This window comes from Streptomyces sp. XM4193, from assembly GCF_023072595.1.
Lineage (GTDB): Bacteria > Actinomycetota > Actinomycetes > Streptomycetales > Streptomycetaceae > Streptomyces.
In genome coordinates this window covers 1,307,177-1,324,212 of the sequence record NZ_JALLGK010000001.1, presented here as the reverse complement: position 1 = coordinate 1,324,212, position 17,036 = coordinate 1,307,177, and the positions used below count along the sequence as shown (strand labels likewise).

Here is a 17,036-nt window from a genome sequence, read left to right as displayed (position 1 = left end):
CCTGTGCGGTTGACGCTGTCGGACATCTGCCCGAGTCGCTTGTCCGCCAACCGCCTCCGCACTCTCAACGACGGTCACCCAAAAGAGTTACGGGCTCGAAGACCCGCCTTCAACACCCAGCGTGATCGGCTCGCCACACCACAGGGCACCATCGTCCTTCTTCTGCCGCCCCACTGTGCCCTATTTGGTGGCTTTTGCTTCCTCTTTGTGGTCTCTGTAGCTAGATTCGCAAAGAGTCATATTTACATCTACTCACACCGTAGATGTACCGTCAGAGGTGACTTGATCCGCTCTGAACGGTTCCGGGTCCCACCGGGGCCCCTTCTGACCAGTTCAGACCAGTTCAGCAGCCGGCAGCAAAGCTCCGAGAGGAACGAGCAATGGCAGATTTCTCCCGCCTTCCGGGCCCCAACGCCGATCTGTGGGACTGGCAGCTTCTCGCTGCCTGCCGCGGCGTGGACAGCTCACTCTTCTTCCACCCCGAGGGAGAGCGCGGAGCAGCCCGCAGCGCGCGCGAGGCATCAGCGAAAGAGGTCTGCATGCGTTGTCCCGTGCGCGCCGAGTGCGCGGCACACGCCCTCACCGTCCGCGAGCCCTACGGGGTCTGGGGCGGCCTGACCGAGGACGAGCGCGAGGAGTTGATGGGCCGCGCCCGCAGCCGCCTGGTCACCGCCACGACCAGCACCCCCGGCTAGGGCCCGCCGGAAAGACGACCGAAGAAACGTATCTGCACACCCCCGTGCGCGCGGTGTCCCCGCGCGTCGGCACGTCTTGGCGCAGCTCCTGCGCCCGAACAGCCCCGCAGGAGCGTCAGCGGCGGCGCGGGGAGGTGGCGCCTCGCCAACTCCCCGCGCCGGTGCGGCAGTTCGAGCGTCGCGCTGCGGCCGTGAACACACAGCGCTGCGCGGCGGGCCGGGCCGCGAGGTGCCGGGCTACGCCTCGGACGCCTCGGCGAGCCGGTCGAGCATCGCCGCCACCGCGGGCACCCGCTCCAGATCGGGCAGCGTCAGGGCGACCACCTCGCGCCTGACCTCGGGCACCACGCGCACGGTGCACGTACCCCTCGGCCGTACGGACTCGACGGCCGGTGCGGGCAGCACCGCGACCCCGAGGCCCGCGCCCACCAGACCGACGACAGCGGGGTAGTCGTCGGTGGCGAAGTCGATCCGCGGGGTGAAACCCGCTGCTTCGCACACCTCCACCAGATGCCCGCGACAGCGCGGACAGCCGGCGATCCACGGCTCCTCGGCCAGCTCGGCGATGCCCACCTCCCCCGCGTCCGCGAAGCGGTGGCCCTCGGGCACCAGTCCGACGAGGCTGTCCGTGAAGAGTGGGCGGATCGCCAGATCGGACCACTCCGTGTCCGGGTCCGTGCCCGTGCCGGGGTAGCGGAAGGCGAGGGCGATGTCCGCCTCGCCGGCGCGCAGCATCTCCACCGAGCGCGGCGGCTCCGCCTCGACCAGCGAGACCCGGGTGCCCGGGTGGCCCGAGCGCAGCCGCGCCACGGCGGTGGGCACCAGCGTGGAGCTTCCGCTCGGGAACGAGACCAGCCGTACGCGTCCGGCCCGCAGCCCGGCGATCGCCGCGACCTCCTCCTCGGCCGCGGCGAGCCCGGCGAGTACGCCCGCCGCGTGCCGCATCAGCGCCGCGCCCGCGTCGGTCGGACGCGCCTCGCGGCCGATGCGGACCAACAGCGGTGTGCCGACGGACTGTTCGAGGGCTTTCATCTGCTGGCTGACCGCGGGTTGGGTGCAGCCGAGTTCCCGTGCCGCGCCCGAATAGGAGCCCGCGCGGACGACCGCGCGCAGCACTCGAAGGTGTCGAGCCTCAATCATGGCCCGACCATAAGACAGCCTTGGCGAGATAGCGAAATAATCGATTGCTGCTTTGGGTGGGGCGCTTCTAGCATGACCGCATGCGCATTCTCACGGTGAACGTCGGCACCTTCGAGCCCAGCGAGCACACCGGTGCCCCCGGTGGCAGGACCGGCATCGGCAAGAAGCCGGTCGACGCGCCGGTGCGGGTGAGCGCGCCCGGCCCCAAGGGCGTCGGCGGCAGCGGTCTGGCCGGGGACGCCATCGGCGACCTGCGGCACCACGGCGGCGACACCCAGGCGGTCTACGCGTACGCGCGGGAGGACCTGGACCGGTGGGAGCGCGAGCTCGACCGCGAGCTGCCGAACGGCCTGTTCGGCGAGAACCTCACCACGGAGGGGCTCGACATCAACGAGGCCCTGATCGGGGAGCGTTGGCGGATCGGGGAGCACCTGCTGCTGGAGGTCTGCTCGGTGCGCATCCCCTGCCGTACCTTCCAGGGCAAGCTCGGGGAGACCGGCTGGATCAAGCGCTTCACACAGGCCGCACGGCCGGGCGCCTATCTGCGCGTGCTCGAGCCCGGCGACGTACAGGCGTCGGACACCGTACGGGTGGAGCACCGCCCCGCCCACCGCGTCACGGTGAACCTGCTCTTCCGGGCGCTGCTCACCGAGTCGGAGCGGCTGCCGGAGATCCTCGAAGCGGGGAACGCGCTGGACCCCGAGGCACGCGAGCGCGCCCTCAAGCACCTGGGCTGAGGCACCGATCCGGACGCACACCGCGAGGGGACGGCTTCTCCGGGGTGCGCCCCGTCCGAACACGGTGCGGGCCGGCGTCCGCCCCGAACCGGGCGCGCCGGGCGGCCCGTTCGGGACTGCGAGTGCCGCTATACCGTTCGGACATGACGACTGCACTGATCACCGGAGCCACCGCGGGCCTCGGGGCCGCCTTCGCCCGGCGCCTCGCACGGGACGGCCACAACCTCGTACTCGTGGCTCGCGACGAGCGGCGGCTGAGCGACCACGCGACCGAACTGCACGACATGCACGGCGTCGAGGTCTCCGTACTCGCTGCCGACCTGTCCACGGACGAGGGCATCGCGGCCGTCGAGGAGCGGTTGTCGGACCGCAGGCACCCGGTCGATCTGCTCGTCAACAACGCGGGCTTCGGCAACAGGGGCGGCTACCTCGACGTACCGGTGGCCGACGAGCTGACGATGCTCAAGGTGCACTGCGAGGCCGTGTTGCGGCTGACCACCGCGGGAGTGCGGCAGATGCGCGAGCGCGGTCGCGGCGGAGTGGTCAACGTCGCCTCGGTGGCCGCCTTCCTGCCGCGCGGGACGTACGGGGCGAGCAAGGCGTGGGTGGTCCAGTTCACTCAGGGCGCGGCGCAGGATCTGGCGGGCTCGGGAGTCCGACTGCTCGCGCTGTGCCCGGGGTTCGTGCGAACCGAGTTCCACCAGCGGGCGGGGATGGGCACCGGCAACATCCCGAACTGGATGTGGCTGGAGGCGGATCGCGTGGTCGACGCGGCGCTGAAGGACCTGTCACGCGGCCGGACCCTGTCCGTGCCCGACCCCCGCTACAAGACGCTGATCGGGGCCAGCAAGCTGGTGCCGCGCAATCTGATGGGCCGGGTGTCGTCCAGATCCGGCCGCAAGTACGGCCCGACCCGTACGGGCGACGGCGACTGAACGACCCGCGGCCGAACCGACCTTGCGCCGGCGGCCGGTGGAACGGCCGCGGGCCGCCGCCTCCCGTACGGATACGGAAGAGCGACGGCCCGCGGACGAGCGCGCGAGAGATCAGTGCGCGTGGCCGTGACCGGCAGCGTCCTCGTCCTCGGCCGGCTTCTCGACGACCAGGGTCTCGGTCGTCAGGAGCAGCGAGGCGATGGAGGCGGCGTTCTCCAGTGCGGAGCGGGTGACCTTGACCGGGTCGATGACGCCGGCCTTCACCAGGTCGCCGTACTCGCCGGAAGAGGCGTTGTAGCCCTCGCCCTTGGGGAGCTCGGCGACCTTGGAGGTGATGACGTAGCCCTCCAGGCCGGCGTTCTCGGCGATCCAGCGCAGCGGCTCGACGACCGCGCGGCGGACCACGGCGACACCGGTGGCCTCGTCGTCGGTCTTGTCGAGGTTGCCCTCCAGGACCTTGGCGGCGTGGACGAGCGCGGAGCCACCACCGGAGACGATGCCCTCCTCGACCGCGGCGCGGGTCGCGGAGATGGCGTCCTCCAGACGGTGCTTCTTCTCCTTGAGCTCGACCTCGGTCGCGGCACCGACGCGGATCACGCAGACACCGCCGGCCAGCTTCGCGAGACGCTCCTGGAGCTTCTCGCGGTCCCAGTCGGAGTCGGTGGCGTCGATCTCGGCCTTGATCTGGGCGACGCGGCCCTGAACGTCGTCCGAGGAGCCGGCGCCGTCGACGATGGTGGTGTCGTCCTTGGTGACGGTGACGCGGCGGGCGGTGCCGAGCACCTCGACGCCGACCTGGTCGAGCTTGAGGCCGACCTCTTCGGCGACGACGGTGCCGCCGGTGAGGGTGGCCATGTCGCCCAGCATCGCCTTGCGGCGGTCACCGAAGCCCGGAGCCTTCACCGCGACGGCGTTGAAGGTGCCACGGATCTTGTTCACGACCAGGGTGGAGAGCGCCTCGCCCTCGACGTCCTCGGCGATGATCAGCAGCGGCTTGGAGCCACCGGCCTGCATGACCTTCTCCAGGAGCGGCAGCAGGTCCTGGATGGAGCTGATCTTGCCCTGGTGGATCAGGATGTACGGGTCGTCGAGGACGGCCTCCATACGCTCCTGGTCGGTGACCATGTACGGGGACAGGTAGCCCTTGTCGAAGGCCATGCCCTCGGTGAAGTCCAGCTCCAGACCGAAGGTCTGGGACTCCTCGACGGTGATGACACCGTCCTTGCCCACCTTGTCCATCGCCTCGGCGATGAGCTCACCGACCTGCTTGTCCTGGGCGGACAGCGCGGCTACGGCGGCGATGTCCTCCTTGGAGTCGATCGGGCGGGCGGAGTCGATCAGATCGGCGGAGACGGCCTTGACGGCGGCGTCGATGCCCTTCTTCAACGCGGCCGGGGAGGCGCCCGCGGCGACGTTGCGCAGACCCTCGCGCACCAGGGCCTGGGCGAGCACGGTGGCGGTGGTGGTGCCGTCACCCGCGATGTCGTTGGTCTTGGTCGCCACCTCCTTCACCAGCTGGGCGCCGAGGTTCTCGTACGGGTCCTCGACCTCGACCTCACGGGCGATGGTGACGCCGTCGTTGGTGATGGTCGGGGCACCGAACTTCTTGTCGATGACGACGTTGCGGCCCTTGGGGCCGATCGTCACCTTCACGGTGTCGGCGAGCTTGTCGACGCCGCGCTCCAGGGCGCGCCGGGCGTCCTCGTCGAACTTAAGGATCTTCGCCATGCTGCTGGGGTCCTCTCCAGTCCTCTCAAACGAACCGCGCCCCGGCCCCGGTTGTCATGAATGACTCGTCGTCATGGATGACTCGGGAGAACCAGGGCGCGGATCGGCAAACGTGGGTGCTTACTTCTCGACGATCGCGAGAACGTCGCGGGCCGAGAGGACGAGGTACTCCTCGCCGTTGTACTTCACCTCGGTGCCGCCGTACTTGCTGTAGAGCACGATGTCGCCGACGTTGACGTCGAGCTCGACGCGCTTGCCGTCCTCGACGCGGCCCGGGCCCACGGCCAGGACGGTGCCCTCCTGGGGCTTCTCCTTGGCGGTGTCCGGAATGACCAGGCCCGAAGCCGTGGTCTGCTCTGCGTCGAGCGGCTGGACCACAATGCGGTCCTCAAGCGGCTTGATGGCAACCTTGGAGCTGGCGGTCGTCACGATCCGACCTCCCCCTTCGGAGATCTCACGGGGTCTGCATGTCTTGGTGTGCGACGTCTGGTGATCCGTCGTCGCGGGTGCCGGATCGCCTGTCGCGGACGCTCGCTCGCCGTGGGTGCGGGGCACTCCCGGTTTTGCGCGCGCCGTTGTGCTCATGTCTGGCACTCCCACGCGGAGAGTGCCAGTGCCGAGATTATGCCGCGCTTAGCACTCGGTCAAGCCGAGTGCCAGTGAACCCTCCCGCACGGCGTCCCGACGGACCCCGCGGCGGCCCCGCCGACGCCCTCGGAACCGTTCCGTGCCGGCTCCCCGTCGACGGGGTTCGCAGCGCCGGAACTCAGAGGTAGTCCTCCAACCTGGCCACGGCAAAGCCCTGTTCGGTGGCGGTCTTCAGCGTGCGGCGGACCATGTCGGCCATCGAGCCGCCCCACTCTTCCCTGCCCCGGAAGTGCGTGAGAACGATGTCGCCGGGATGGAACTTGCGGTCCGCCCTGCGCCAGTCGAAGCGCTTGGCCCACGCCTCCTCCGCCCACAGCGGAACAGCGGTGATGCCGCAGGTGGCCGCGGCCCGCAGGGTGTCTCGGTTGTACGCCCCGTAGGGCGGCCGGAACAGCTTCGGCGGCTTGCCGAACTCCTCGGCGAGCACCTCCTGTTGACCGCAGATCTCCTTGCGCTGCCCCTCGTAGGAGAGCTTCGGCAGTTCCTTGTGGGTGAGGGTGTGATTGTGGATCCCCGCGCCCGCTCGCTGCATGCGGCGGAAGTAGTCGTAGTCGTCCGCGGCGACGTAGTCCGAGAGGAACGCACTGTAGGGGACGTCGAGTTCGCGGAGCATCCGGATGAGCTCGGGATCCTTGTGGTGGCCGTCGTCGATGGTGAGGAAGACGACCCGGTCGCGGGTCGGGACGCGGTTGAGCACCGGCGGCAGCCCCTCGCCCAGGTGGTCGGCGTCGCTGGTGACATCCGGCTTGCGGTCCGGCGGCGGGGGCGGACGCAGCGGGGTGCGGGCCACCTTCCAGGTGCGGGCGGCGGCGACGCGGAGCTGCTCGCGGCGGTGCAGGCGCTGCGCGTAGGCGTCCAGTGCGGCGGCGGCCCGGGAGGCCTGGACCCGCTGACGGGCCCCCAGGGTCAGTTCGGAACCGGCGCGCTGCTCGGCGGGCCCGCCCTCGGCGCCGGCCGGGGCCCCGGAGAGCGGTTCGTCGAGCGGAGCCCCGCGCATCCGCCCACCGGCGGGGGCACCGGCGCCGAGGTCCGTCGCGTCGGGGTCCGTCGCGTCGGGGTCCGCCGCACTTCGGCCCGTTGCATCCTGGCCCGTCGCGTCCGAGTCGGCCGCGTCCCGGCCCGTCGCTTCGAGGCCCGTCGCGTCCCGGCCCGTCGCGTCGGGGTTGGTCGTGCTGCCGTCGGGGGCGCCGGGGCGGGGGTCGGGTCGACCGGTGTTCGCCCAGCCGCAGGAGACGGCGAGCAGCGCGGCGAGCGAGACGGCACCCGCTCGGCGGAACAGACGACCCGTACGCGGCGGAGGGGACGGCGACCGCCCCCTCCCCGGGATTTGTGTGATTTGTCGGATTAGCTTCATGGGGCCGGATGCTGACAGCCGTCTGCGGCCCTTCCCCGGAAGCCGGTTCGGCACTGCCGGAGACAGCCGGGGAAAATGGCTCGTGTGGCCGTATCCGACAGCACCAGCACCCCGCCCGACGCCGTGGACTCCTTCGCCCGGCTGCTGACCCCGCAGGGGCAGCAACTCCTCGACGAACTGAGGAACTTCGACCCCGCACAGGAGCTGGCCGTGGCGACCAGGCTCCGCCGCGAGCACCCGCCGGAACTGGTCTCCGCGGCGATCGGCCAGGCCCGGCTGCGCCAACGGGCGGTCGCCAAGTTCGGGGCGGCGGACGCGAGCCGGATGTACTTCACCCCGGACGGCCTGGAACAGGCCACCAGATCGACGGTGGCCACCTACCGGGCCGAGCGGATCGCGGCCGCGGGCGTCCGTCGACTGGTGGACGTCTGCTGCGGAGTGGGCGGCGACGCCCTGGCCCTCGCCCGAGCGGGCGTGGAGGTCCTCGCGGTGGACCGCTCCCCGCTGACCTGCGCGGTTCTCGCAGCCAACGCCGCCGCACTCGGCCTCGACGGTCTCATCGAGGTGCGCCGCGCCGAAGCCGCCGACCTCGGGGACGAGGAGCTGCTCGGCGGGCCCGAACCGTACGACGCGGTCTTCGTCGACCCGGCACGCCGCGGCGGCCGTGGCCGGATCTTCGACCCCGAGGCGTACTCGCCGCCCCTGTCCTGGGCCGGCGAACTGGCCGCACGGATGCCGTGTGCCGCGCTCAAGATCGCTCCCGGAGTGCCCCACGAGGCGATCCCGCCGGACGCCGAGGCGGAGTGGATCTCGGTCGACGGCGAGGTGAAGGAGGCCGTGCTCTGGTTCGGCGGTCTCGCGCAGCCGGCGGGCCCGATCCGTCCCGCCGTACGCGCCACCCTGCTGCCCGAGCGCCACTCGCTGATCGGCGAGGGGCTCCCGGATCCGCAGGCCGGCCCGGTGCTGCGCTATCTCTACGAGCCGGACGGCGCCGTCATCCGCTCGCACCTCGTGGCCGAACTGGCGCGGGACCTGGACGCGCGGCTGATCGACCCAACGATCGCCTATCTCACCGCCGACGAGCTGCGCACCACCCCGTACGCACGGGCGTACGAGATCACCGATGCGCTGCCGTTCAACCTCAAGCGGCTGAAGGCCCTGCTGCGGGAACGCGAGGTCGGCACGCTGACGGTCAAGAAGCGCGGATCGCCGATCGAGCCCGAGGAGCTGCGGAGAAAGGTCAAACCTCGCGGTCCCGCGTCGGCGACCGTCTTCCTCACCCGCACGGAGGGCGCACCGGCCATGCTGCTGGGCCACCCCGTGACCGGCACCTGAGCGAACGGGCCAGGGGCAGGCGTGGTGGGTGGTCGGTGCGGGCTGGGAGGGCGGGGCGGCGCGCGGGTCAGTCGGTGCCGAGGGAGGTGAAGTGCCAGCGGTGCACGGGGCGGCGCAGCAACTCGGCCGGGGGCTCGGGGAGTTCGGCGACGGCGGGCGTCACCGGTTCACTCGATGCGTCCGCGGTGGGCTGTACGGGCTCGGTGGGCTGTACGGGCTCGGCGGGCTCCCAGTCCTCGGCGTCGGCATCCCACCAGGTGACGACGAGCACCCGGTCACCCGGAGCGCTGAAGGTCTCACGCCGTCGCGGCACGGCGTCGAGCGGTTGGGCCCTCACCCAGGCCAGCAGCTCGGCGGCGCGGCCCTCGGCTGCGCGGGCCTCCCACATCAGCGCGAGCGTCATGCGGCGGACCAGCCCTTCGGGTCGGTGCCGGACGGGTCGGTGGCGGGTGGCGAGTGCGGGCGGCGCATCACCAGTGCGTCGACGTTCGCGGGCTGGTAGTAGCCGCGACGCACCCCGAGCGGTTCGAAGTCGAAGCGCTCGTAGAGGCGTTGGGCCCGGTGGTTGTCGACGCGGACCTCCAGCAGCACCTCGTGGCAGCCGAAGTCCGTCGCCGCGTCGAGGAGTCCGGTGAGCAGCCGCGCACCGAGACCGCGCCCCTCCCAGCCGGGCGCCACGGCGATGGTCAGGATGTCGCCGGTGCCGTCCACCGCGCCGAACCCGCCGTAGCCGGCGATATCGCCACCGTCGTCCGCGACGAGGTATCTGCGGCCGGCCGACGGGCCGCGCGCATGGGCGAGTTCGGACCAGAACATCCCCTCCGACCAGGCGTCCTCGGGGAAGATCTCCCGCTCGAGGGCGAACACCGGATCGATGTCCCACCAGCGCATCTCGCGCAGGCGCACGGATGTCTGCGCCGCGCTCACCTGGGGGTGACCACCTTGTAGCCGGCCGGGACCTTCGCATCGGGCCGGCGCAGATAGAGCGGCAGCGGCGGCAGGAACTCGGCGACGGCGCCCGCGGCCAGGCGCTCCGCGGCGAGAGAGGCCAGGGCGGCGGCCGACTGGTGCTGGGGCAGATCGGCGCGCAGTCGCGGGAAGTCGTCCCCGTACTGCACCGCACCGGCGCCGACGGCGGTCAACGCCGCGACCTCGGAGGGGAGTTCGCTCGACCGGTCGACCGCGGGCCCGTCCGTGCGCGTACGGGCGTCGGCGTACGTCGCCCAGTACACCTCCTTGCGGCGGGCGTCGGTCGCCACGACGAACGGCTCGTCCAGCCCGGACGCCCACGCGATCCCGTCCAGCGTGCACAGGCCGTGCACCGGCACTCCCAGCGCGGCGCCGAGGCTGCTCGCCGTCGCAAGTCCGACCCGCAGGCCGGTGTAGGGGCCGGGACCGACTCCTGCGACCACTCCGGTCAGCTCGTTGCGGTCGCGGCCCGCCTCGGTGAAGACGCGGTCCACGGCGGGCAGCAGAAGCTCGCCGTGGCGGCGGGCGTCGATCTGGTCGAACGACGCCAGCACGCGCTCTCCGTCGTGGAGAGCGGCGGTCACGGCGGGGGTGGCGGTGTCCAGAGCTAGCAGCAGCACACGCCAAGCCTACGGCGCCCCGGCGCCCCGCCCGCGCCGGGTGGGCAGGCAGCGCCGCCCTGTCCGGCGCCACGGGGCGGTGGACCGCGGCGGGGACGCGGCGGGGACGCGAGCCGGGTGCCGGGCCGCACGCCGACAGCGAGTGCGGGTGCGGGCGCGTACGACGCGGGTCGGCCGAGCGCGGCGGGCGGCGGCGAAGGCCGGACCGGGCTGCCGAGAAGGCCCTTCCGCGACTGCTAACGTCACTCGTACGACGGTCACAAAGGCTGTCGGGTGTGGCGTATGTGTCCGAGAGGTGACCGAGGGTGGCGCGCAACAGTACGGGGATCGTCGTGGCCGGCCTGACCGCCGCGGCTCTTGCTGTGGTCGGCGTGCTGGCGGTCCAGGCGTCCGCCGCCAAGGAGCGGGACGACGAGCGGCGTGCGAAGCCGAGTCCCTCCGCTCCCGCGTCCCCGGACGACAGTGCGACGGGTGAGAAGGACGAGTTTAAGCTGCCGGTCGGCACGGGCGAGGGCAAGCGCGTCGTCTACTCGCTCAAGGCGGACCGGGTCTGGCTGGTCGGCAAGAACGGCACTCCGAGCCGGACCTTCGAGGTCACCCCCGGAACGGTCGACCCGCCTCCCGGCAACTACCGCGTCACCTCGCGCTCGGGGCACGTCACCGGCACCGACGGCGTCCCGATCGAGAACGTGGTCCGGTTCGCCGACGTGGGTGGCGTCTCGGTCGGTTTCAGCGCGGCCATAGACGGGTCCACGCCCAACCCCGACCCGAGCAGGAAGACCGGCGGGGTCCGGGAGGACAGGGCCGACGGCGAGGCGATGTGGCTCTTCGCGACGCTGGACACCCGCGTCGTCGTGGTCGACTGACCGCCTCTTTCGATCGGCGGACGTCGAGCTCCGCGGCTTGAATCACGCCCACCCCGCGCACACCCCGGCCCCGGCACGCGTGCGGTCGGGCGGGTCGGATCAGGTGGGCGGCGGCCCCGGGATCAGGCTGCGCGGGGGCGGTTGACGCCCTCGGCGAGGTCCGGAACGTCCGAGGTCTCGTCAGCGGCAGCGGCGCCGGGAGCGTCGGGCGGCGTGGAGACGGCGCTGGCCGCGGCGCAGGACGCCAGCAGCTCCTCGAATCGCGGGTTGGCCGACTTCGACGCGTCCTCGGGGTTGACGGATCGCGGCGCACGCTGGTGGTCCGACATGGATGCTCCCCTCAGACAGCGAATTAGGCTCACCTAAGTTCGCGGCGTCCTCCCATGGGAACACGGCACGGTCAGCCCGCGCAAGATTTTACCGACAGACTGTCGGATTCCCGGGCGCACCGCACTGACCTGCGGTGTACCGGTGCGATGTTCGATCTTGCGGCGCCCGCCGGCCACGACTGCCCGACGATCGCGGCGGTCTCAGGCCAGGACGGCGAGGTCCTGCGAGTGCCACCGGTCGCCGACCGCCGCCACGGTGACCGTGCGGACGTCGTCGGCGGAATCGACGTTGTCGGCGCTCTCCGCGGAGTCGGGCTGCTCGCCGACCGCACGCTCGATGGTCACGTGCAGACGATTTTCGGACAGCTCCTCGACCTTGCCCTCGCCCCATTCGACCACCACGACCGAGCTCTCCAGGGAGACGTCGAGCTCCAGGTCCTCCATCTCGTCCAGACCGCCGCCCAGGCGGTAGGCGTCGACGTGGACGAGGGCGGGGCCGCCGACCAGCGAGGGGTGCACCCGCGCGATCACGAAGGTGGGCGAGGCCACCGGGCCGCGCACACCGAGGCTCTCGCCGAGCCCCCTGGTCAGCGTCGTCTTGCCCGCGCCGAGCTCACCGCTCAGCAGTACGAGGTCGCCGGCGCGCAGCAGCCCGGCCAGGCCGCGGCCGAACCGCAGCATCTCCTCGGGCGTACGGACAGTGGTGCGCATCTGCATGCAGCGATGCTACGGCCTGCCCCGGCCCCCGAGGCCCAGCGCTCCCGACCTCGGGACCCGCACCGACCGCCGCGGCCCGCACCGGCTCTCCGGGCAGCCGCGGACCGTTCGGCACACGGTCGGGCGGCGAGGGCCGCGTCCGGCGTCAGCGTCCGCGCACCTCGGCGATCAGCTCGCGCAGGCGCTCGTTGAGGAGTTCGGGCCGCTCCAGCATCAGCAGATGGCCGGTGTCCGGGACTATCTCCAGACTCGCCCCGGGCAGGGCTGCGGCGATCGCCTCGCTGTGCGCCTTGGGCGTGAGCAGGTCCTTCTCCCCCGCGATGACCAGCGCGTGGCCGTCGTTGAACGCGGCGAGCGCCTCGCCCTTCTCGTGGGCGTGGAAGGCCGGATAGAACTCGGCCACCACATCGATCGGCGTCGACTCGATCAACCGCTCGGCGAACCGGGCGACGGCCGGGTCGACGGTGCGCGGCTCCCCGAAGCTGTAGTGCTTGACCCAGCCGGCGAGCAGGTCGGCGGTGGCCGCGCGACCGCGTTCGACCAGGGCCGAGTGCGAGGCGAGCGCCTTGAGGACCCCGGGCACGACCTTGCGCATCACGCTGATCCCGGCCGACGGCAGCCCGTACGTCACCTCGCCGAGGCCGCCCGCCGAGGTGCCGACGAAGCCGGCGCCGACGACCCGTTCCGCCACCCAGTCCGGGTACTGGGCGGCGAGCGCCATCATCGTCATCCCGCCCATGGAGTGCCCGACCAGCAGGACCGGCCCCTCGGGAACGGCGGCGTCCAGCACCGCCATCAGGTCCCGGCCGAGCCGGTCGATGCTCACCGGTACGTCGCCCACCGCGCCGACCTGCTGCGAACGGCCCCGCTCGCTGCGGCCGTGGCTGCGCTGGTCCCAGTAGACGGCGCGTACGGTGCCCAGCTCGCGCAGCGCCTCGCGCTGGAAGTGCCAGGAGTCCTGGGTCAGGCAGTAGCCGTGACTGAAAACGACAGTGAGGGTTTGGGACCGGGAAGCGCGCCGCGAGCCGGACTTGCGACGCATCCGCGAACCGCTGCCGCCCTCCGCTGCGGGAGCCTCCGGATGACCGGGCTCCTCCACCTCGTAGTGCAGCTCGGTGCCGTCGTCGGCGACCGCCGTACCGGCGACCCCGCGCAGCGTGCCGTACGGTCCGGTCGCGTCCAGTGCCAGCCGCGCCCGCCGCCGCACCGCGCGGTGCACCGTCAGCCGCTCCAGTGCGACACCGGCGGCGACCGCGCCTATCGCGGCACCGGCGACACCCATTCCGCGCCTGCGCTGGGCCTCCGTCACGCCCGCTCCCCTCTCGGCTACTCCCCCGTGTACACCCGGGGCACTCGCGAGCCTATCCGGGCGACAATCTCGTACCCGATGGTGCCGACGGCACGTGCCCAGTCCTCCGCGGTGGGCTCGCCCCGGTCGCCGGGGCCGAAGAGCACGGCCTCCTCGCCCGCCTCCGCGCTGTCCTCACCGAGCTCGACGACGAACTGGTCCATCGCCACCCGCCCTGCGGCCGTCCGCCACTTCCCGGCCACCAGCACGGGGCCGCGCCCCGAGGCGTGCCGTGGAATGCCGTCCGCGTAGCCGAGGGGGATCAGGGCGAGCGTGGTGTCCTCGGCGGTGACGTGGCTGTGGCCGTAGGAGACTCCGTGACCGCCGGGCACCCGCTTGACCAGCGCCAGGTCCGCGCTGAGCGTCATCACCGGCCGCAGCCCGAAGTCGGCGGGCACGCCCAGCTCCGGGGAGGGCGAGAGCCCGTAGAGCGAGAGGCCGGGCCGCACCAGGTCGAAGTGGGAGGCCGGAATCGTCAGCGTGGCGGGCGAGTTGGCCATGTGGCGCACCTCGGGCTTCAGACCTGCCTCGTCGGCGATCTTCAACGCGTCGTGGAAGACGTCGAGTTGAGCGGCGATCGAGGGGTGCCCCGGCTCGTCGGCGCAGGCGAAGTGGGACCACAGACCGGTCACCCGCAGCAGGCCCTCCCGCTCGGCGGTGCGGGCCGCGCTCACCAGCTCCGGCCAGTCGGCGGGCTGGCAACCGCCGCGCCCCAGCCCGGTGTCCGCCTTCAGGTGCACCCGCGCGGTACGGCCGGTGGCACGCGCCGCCGCGGCGATCTCGCGCACCGCCCACTCGGCGCCCGCGGACACGTCGATGTCCTGACGCAGCGCCTCCTGCCAGGGCCCTCCCGGCGTCCACTGCCAGCACAGCACTCGCCCGCGGTCGCCGTCGGCCCGGAGCGCGAACGCCTCCTCGGGCGTCGCGGTGCCCAACCACTCCGCCCCGGCGTCACGGATCGTACGGGCGCAGGGCAGCAGGCCGTGACCGTACGCATCGGCCTTGACCACGGCCATCAGGCCGACACCGTCCGAGGCGCGGGCGCGCAGCGCGGCCACATTGGCGCGGAGCGCGGCGAGATCGACGACCGCGCGGGCACGGTGCGGCCAGGAGGATGGTGCGTTGTTCACCGACCCAGTGTCTCAGGGCCGGGATACGACACGAAGCGCCCGGTACGTCAGCTCCGGGCGCTTCGTCTCGTATCCCGGCGCGCGGTCCGCACGGGCGCGCGCCGGGGCGTACGACTCGGTCCCGAGCGGGCGCGCGAGCGGGCCTGCGCGGCAGGCCGCGGCGCGGAGCATCCGGCGGGCACGCGGGGCGTACGGCCGCGGCTTCCGGAAGTCCGCCGGTCCCGGTCGACGGGCGCGCCCGGTGTCGGCTCACGGAGCGCCCGTCGACGGGCGCCCGGGGTCGGTGGGCGAGGAGTCAGTCGGTTCCGGCGGTCGCGCGAACCTGCTGCCACGCGCTCGGCAGCGCCGCCGCGACCTCGACGGCGGTGCACGGTTGCGGGGCGAGCCGGGCGGCGAGCCCGTGCAGATACGCGCCCACCGACGCCGCGTCGAGCGCGTCCAGGCCGGCGGCGAGCAGGCTGCCGGCCAGCCCGGCCAGCACGTCCCCGCTGCCCGCGGTGGCCAGCCAACCGGTGCCGGTGGGGTTGACGCGCACCGGCCGACCGCCGGAGGCGACCAGCGTGGTGGAGCCCTTGAGCAGTACGGTCGCCCCGTAGCGGCGGGCCAACTCCCGCACCGACGCCAGGCGTTCGGCCTCGACCTTCTCGCGGGCCACATCGAGCAGGGCGGCGGCCTCACCGGCGTGCGGGGTGAGCAGCGTCGGCGCGCGCCGCGCACGCACCCGTCCGGGGTCCAGGAAACGCAGCCCGTCGGCGTCGACGAGCACCGGGACGTCGGCCTCCAGCACCTGCGCCACGGCTCGTTCCGCCTCCGCGTCCGTGCCGAGGCCCGGGCCGACGACCCAGGACTGCACCCGACCGGCCTCGCGCGGCGCACCGCCGGAGACCAGCGTCTCGGGATGGGCGGCGACCACGCCCTCGGCCGCGTGCCCCGCGTACCGCACGGCGCCCGCGCCTCCCCGCAGAGCGCCGCCGACAGCCAGCACCGCGGCCCCCGGATAGCGTGCGGAGCCGGCGGCGACGCCGACCACACCGCGCCGGTACTTGTCGCTCTCCGGGGACGGCAGCGGCAACAGCCCTGCCACGTCCGGGTGTTGGAGGGCGATCAGTTCGGGCTGGAGCGGCAGGTGCGGGCCCAGGCCGATGTCCACCAGCCGCACCGTGCCCGCTCGCTGCCGACCGGGGTCGACCAACAGCCCCGGCTTGTACGCCCCGAAGGTGGCGGTCGCGGTCGCCCGTACCGCCGCACCGGGCACCTCGCCGGTGTCCGCGTCCACCCCGCTCGGCAGGTCGACGGCGAGCACCGGCAGCTCGGTGGCGTCGGCTCGTCGGGCGTCGAGCCGTGCGACCAACTCGGCTGCCTCCGGACGCAGTTCGCCCCGGCCGCCGATCCCGGTGATGCCGTCGAGCACCAGATCGGCGAGCAGGGCCCGGCCGGAGACGGCCGCCGCCGGCCCGGCGCTGCCGCCGGCGGTCCGCAGCGCGGCGAGCCCGCCGGGGTGGGCGCGGTCGGGGCTCAGCAGTACGGCGGTGACGGCCGCGCCCCGGCGGGCGAGCAGCGCGCCGGCGTACAGCGCGTCACCCCCGTTGTCGCCGCCGCCGACGAGCAGCAGCACCCTCGCGCCGTACACCCGGTCCAGCATCCGTACCGCTGTCGCGGCCAGGCTCGCGGCGGCGCGGCGCATCAGCGCGCCTTCCGGCAGCCGGGCCATCAGCTCCCGCTCCGCGGCACGTACGGTCTCGACGCTGTAGGCAGTCCTCATACCGCCAGTCCTACCCGACGGCGGAGCACCCGGCGCAGACTGACGCCCCGTCAATCCGCGGGAACGGCCCGGCGATCGCCGCCGCGGGGAGGGGCGGACGACGGCGCGCACGGGCGGCACACGCGTGCCCGCCGACCGGGCAGGAGCGGGCACGGGCGCAGGCCGAACGGTCACCCTCCCGGAGAAGAGTGGCCTACTCCCGGAGAAGAGTGGCCGGACATCCGCAGCCCGAGCGGACGCCGGCCGAACGCACGCAGCCCGGCCGGACGCGGCCCGGCGGGACGCGGCCCGGCGGGACGCGGCCCGACCGCACACAGCCCGACCGCACGCGGCCCGGCCGGACGCGGCGGGCTCATGCCTCGGCTATGACCACCGCCGACGCCACTCCTGCGTCGTGGCTGAGCGAGAGGTGCCAGTTGCGCACGCCCAGCTCGGCCGCGCGCTCGGCCACCGTCCCGCGCACGGTGAGCACCGGTCGCCCGCTGGCCTCGGTGTGCACCTCGGCGTCCGTCCAGCGCAGTCCGCCGGGTGCGCCGAGCGCCTTGGCCAGCGCCTCCTTGGCGGCGAACCGGGCGGCGAGCGACGCGACGCCGCGCCGCTCGCCGCTGGGCAGGCACAGCTCACCGCTGGTGAAGAGGCGGTCCGCCAACTCCGGTGTGCGCGCGAGGGATTGCGCGAACCGCTCGATCTCGGCCACGTCGATGCCGACCCCGACGATCACCG

At 72.9% G+C, this 17,036-nt stretch carries 18 protein-coding genes; 5 read left to right on the top strand and 13 right to left on the bottom strand.

Translation table 11 applies throughout. The features are described from left to right. The first annotated feature begins 380 nt into the window (after positions 1 to 380). Complete coding sequence (locus tag MTQ01_RS05615) at positions 381 to 695, top strand: WhiB family transcriptional regulator (protein WP_211039211.1); 315 nt, start codon at positions 381 to 383, stop codon at positions 693 to 695. Positions 696 to 932: 237 nt separating this feature from the next. Here the strand turns inward: MTQ01_RS05615 and MTQ01_RS05610 are convergent, their stop codons facing one another. Next, the gene (locus MTQ01_RS05610) at positions 933 to 1,835 is read right to left on the bottom strand and encodes a LysR family transcriptional regulator (protein ID WP_247487129.1); all 903 of its coding nucleotides are present in this window, start codon (positions 1,833 to 1,835) and stop codon (positions 933 to 935) included. An 80-nt stretch (positions 1,836 to 1,915) separates the two neighbouring features. Here MTQ01_RS05610 and MTQ01_RS05605 point away from each other — a divergent pair, with 80 nt between their 5' ends. Together MTQ01_RS05605 and MTQ01_RS05600 are read left to right on the top strand one after the other, a co-directional pair. Next, positions 1,916 to 2,572, top strand: a complete 657-nt coding sequence (locus MTQ01_RS05605; protein ID WP_247487128.1) for an MOSC domain-containing protein — start codon at positions 1,916 to 1,918, stop codon at positions 2,570 to 2,572. A 143-nt stretch (positions 2,573 to 2,715) separates the two neighbouring features. Then, positions 2,716 to 3,507, top strand: coding sequence for an SDR family oxidoreductase (locus MTQ01_RS05600; protein WP_247487127.1), 792 nt, complete (start codon positions 2,716 to 2,718; stop codon positions 3,505 to 3,507). Between the two features lie 111 nt (positions 3,508 to 3,618). Here the strand turns inward: MTQ01_RS05600 and groL are convergent, their stop codons facing one another. From groL to MTQ01_RS05585, 3 genes are all read right to left on the bottom strand, one after another. Then, positions 3,619 to 5,235, bottom strand: coding sequence for a chaperonin GroEL (gene groL, locus MTQ01_RS05595; RefSeq protein ID WP_247487126.1), 1,617 nt, complete (start codon positions 5,233 to 5,235; stop codon positions 3,619 to 3,621). Between the two features lie 120 nt (positions 5,236 to 5,355). Continuing rightward, the gene (gene groES, locus MTQ01_RS05590) at positions 5,356 to 5,664 is read right to left on the bottom strand and encodes a co-chaperone GroES (RefSeq protein ID WP_247487125.1); all 309 of its coding nucleotides are present in this window, start codon (positions 5,662 to 5,664) and stop codon (positions 5,356 to 5,358) included. A gap of 337 nt (positions 5,665 to 6,001) precedes the next feature. Further along, complete coding sequence (locus MTQ01_RS05585; protein ID WP_247487124.1) at positions 6,002 to 7,237, bottom strand: polysaccharide deacetylase family protein; 1,236 nt, start codon at positions 7,235 to 7,237, stop codon at positions 6,002 to 6,004. Positions 7,238 to 7,312: 75 nt separating this feature from the next. Here MTQ01_RS05585 and MTQ01_RS05580 point away from each other — a divergent pair, with 75 nt between their 5' ends. Further along, positions 7,313 to 8,572, top strand: coding sequence for a class I SAM-dependent methyltransferase (locus MTQ01_RS05580; RefSeq protein ID WP_247487123.1), 1,260 nt, complete (start codon positions 7,313 to 7,315; stop codon positions 8,570 to 8,572). A gap of 67 nt (positions 8,573 to 8,639) precedes the next feature. Here the strand turns inward: MTQ01_RS05580 and MTQ01_RS05575 are convergent, their stop codons facing one another. From MTQ01_RS05575 to tsaB, 3 genes are read right to left on the bottom strand one after another with little or no spacing between them, the layout of a single operon-like run. Beyond that, positions 8,640 to 8,975: a hypothetical protein gene (locus MTQ01_RS05575; RefSeq protein WP_247487122.1), complete on the bottom strand. Its 336-nt coding sequence runs from the start codon at positions 8,973 to 8,975 to the stop codon at positions 8,640 to 8,642. After that, a complete protein-coding gene (gene rimI / locus MTQ01_RS05570) occupies positions 8,972 to 9,463 on the bottom strand; it encodes a ribosomal protein S18-alanine N-acetyltransferase (protein ID WP_247487763.1) in 492 nt (163 codons plus the stop codon). The genes MTQ01_RS05575 and rimI overlap by 4 nt, the downstream gene beginning before the upstream one ends. A 32-nt stretch (positions 9,464 to 9,495) precedes the next feature. Beyond that, positions 9,496 to 10,161: a tRNA (adenosine(37)-N6)-threonylcarbamoyltransferase complex dimerization subunit type 1 TsaB gene (tsaB, locus tag MTQ01_RS05565; RefSeq protein WP_247487121.1), complete on the bottom strand. Its 666-nt coding sequence runs from the start codon at positions 10,159 to 10,161 to the stop codon at positions 9,496 to 9,498. A gap of 305 nt (positions 10,162 to 10,466) precedes the next feature. On the opposite strand from tsaB, the gene MTQ01_RS05560 reads away from it, so the two are divergent. Next, positions 10,467 to 11,027 carry a hypothetical protein gene (locus tag MTQ01_RS05560; protein WP_247487120.1) on the top strand — a complete coding sequence of 187 codons (561 nt, stop codon included), beginning with the start codon at positions 10,467 to 10,469 and terminating at the stop codon, positions 11,025 to 11,027. Between the two features lie 122 nt (positions 11,028 to 11,149). Here the strand turns inward: MTQ01_RS05560 and MTQ01_RS05555 are convergent, their stop codons facing one another. From MTQ01_RS05555 to MTQ01_RS05530, 6 genes are all read right to left on the bottom strand, one after another. After that, positions 11,150 to 11,356, bottom strand: a complete 207-nt coding sequence (locus tag MTQ01_RS05555) for a hypothetical protein (RefSeq protein WP_247487119.1) — start codon at positions 11,354 to 11,356, stop codon at positions 11,150 to 11,152. A 201-nt stretch (positions 11,357 to 11,557) separates the two neighbouring features. Further along, complete coding sequence (tsaE, locus tag MTQ01_RS05550; protein ID WP_247487118.1) at positions 11,558 to 12,073, bottom strand: tRNA (adenosine(37)-N6)-threonylcarbamoyltransferase complex ATPase subunit type 1 TsaE; 516 nt, start codon at positions 12,071 to 12,073, stop codon at positions 11,558 to 11,560. Positions 12,074 to 12,218: 145 nt separating this feature from the next. Beyond that, positions 12,219 to 13,355, bottom strand: coding sequence for an alpha/beta fold hydrolase (locus MTQ01_RS05545; RefSeq protein ID WP_247487761.1), 1,137 nt, complete (start codon positions 13,353 to 13,355; stop codon positions 12,219 to 12,221). Positions 13,356 to 13,399: 44 nt separating this feature from the next. Next, positions 13,400 to 14,551 (bottom strand): alanine racemase, encoded by a 1,152-nt coding sequence (gene alr, locus MTQ01_RS05540; protein ID WP_247487117.1) that lies wholly within the window; start codon positions 14,549 to 14,551, stop codon positions 13,400 to 13,402. A 295-nt stretch (positions 14,552 to 14,846) separates the two neighbouring features. Continuing rightward, positions 14,847 to 16,313: an NAD(P)H-hydrate dehydratase gene (locus tag MTQ01_RS05535; RefSeq protein WP_247487116.1), complete on the bottom strand. Its 1,467-nt coding sequence runs from the start codon at positions 16,311 to 16,313 to the stop codon at positions 14,847 to 14,849. A gap of 352 nt (positions 16,314 to 16,665) precedes the next feature. Next, positions 16,666 to 17,034 carry a holo-ACP synthase gene (locus tag MTQ01_RS05530; RefSeq protein ID WP_247487115.1) on the bottom strand — a complete coding sequence of 123 codons (369 nt, stop codon included), beginning with the start codon at positions 17,032 to 17,034 and terminating at the stop codon, positions 16,666 to 16,668. Positions 17,035 to 17,036: the final 2 nt, after the last annotated feature.

What these genes read in the sequence shown, in the direction of transcription:
- MTQ01_RS05605 (WP_247487128.1), top strand. Translation starts at nt 1,916, where the DNA reads ATGCGCATTCTCACGGTGAACGTCGGCACCTTCGAGCCCAGCGAGCAC.
- MTQ01_RS05600 (WP_247487127.1), top strand. Translation starts at nt 2,716, where the DNA reads ATGACGACTGCACTGATCACCGGAGCCACCGCGGGCCTCGGGGCCGCC.
- MTQ01_RS05575 (WP_247487122.1), bottom strand. Translation starts at nt 8,975, where the DNA reads ATGACGCTCGCGCTGATGTGGGAGGCCCGCGCAGCCGAGGGCCGCGCC.
- rimI (WP_247487763.1), bottom strand. Translation starts at nt 9,463, where the DNA reads ATGCGCTGGTGGGACATCGATCCGGTGTTCGCCCTCGAGCGGGAGATC.
- MTQ01_RS05545 (WP_247487761.1), bottom strand. Translation starts at nt 13,355, where the DNA reads ATGGGTGTCGCCGGTGCCGCGATAGGCGCGGTCGCCGCCGGTGTCGCA.
- MTQ01_RS05610 (WP_247487129.1), bottom strand. Translation starts at nt 1,835, where the DNA reads ATGATTGAGGCTCGACACCTTCGAGTGCTGCGCGCGGTCGTCCGCGCG.
- MTQ01_RS05585 (WP_247487124.1), bottom strand. Translation starts at nt 7,237, where the DNA reads ATGAAGCTAATCCGACAAATCACACAAATCCCGGGGAGGGGGCGGTCG.
- groL (WP_247487126.1), bottom strand. Translation starts at nt 5,235, where the DNA reads ATGGCGAAGATCCTTAAGTTCGACGAGGACGCCCGGCGCGCCCTGGAG.
- MTQ01_RS05555 (WP_247487119.1), bottom strand. Translation starts at nt 11,356, where the DNA reads ATGTCGGACCACCAGCGTGCGCCGCGATCCGTCAACCCCGAGGACGCG.
- MTQ01_RS05615 (WP_211039211.1), top strand. Translation starts at nt 381, where the DNA reads ATGGCAGATTTCTCCCGCCTTCCGGGCCCCAACGCCGATCTGTGGGAC.
- MTQ01_RS05535 (WP_247487116.1), bottom strand. Translation starts at nt 16,313, where the DNA reads ATGAGGACTGCCTACAGCGTCGAGACCGTACGTGCCGCGGAGCGGGAG.
- tsaE (WP_247487118.1), bottom strand. Translation starts at nt 12,073, where the DNA reads ATGCAGATGCGCACCACTGTCCGTACGCCCGAGGAGATGCTGCGGTTC.
- MTQ01_RS05580 (WP_247487123.1), top strand. Translation starts at nt 7,313, where the DNA reads ATGGCTCGTGTGGCCGTATCCGACAGCACCAGCACCCCGCCCGACGCC.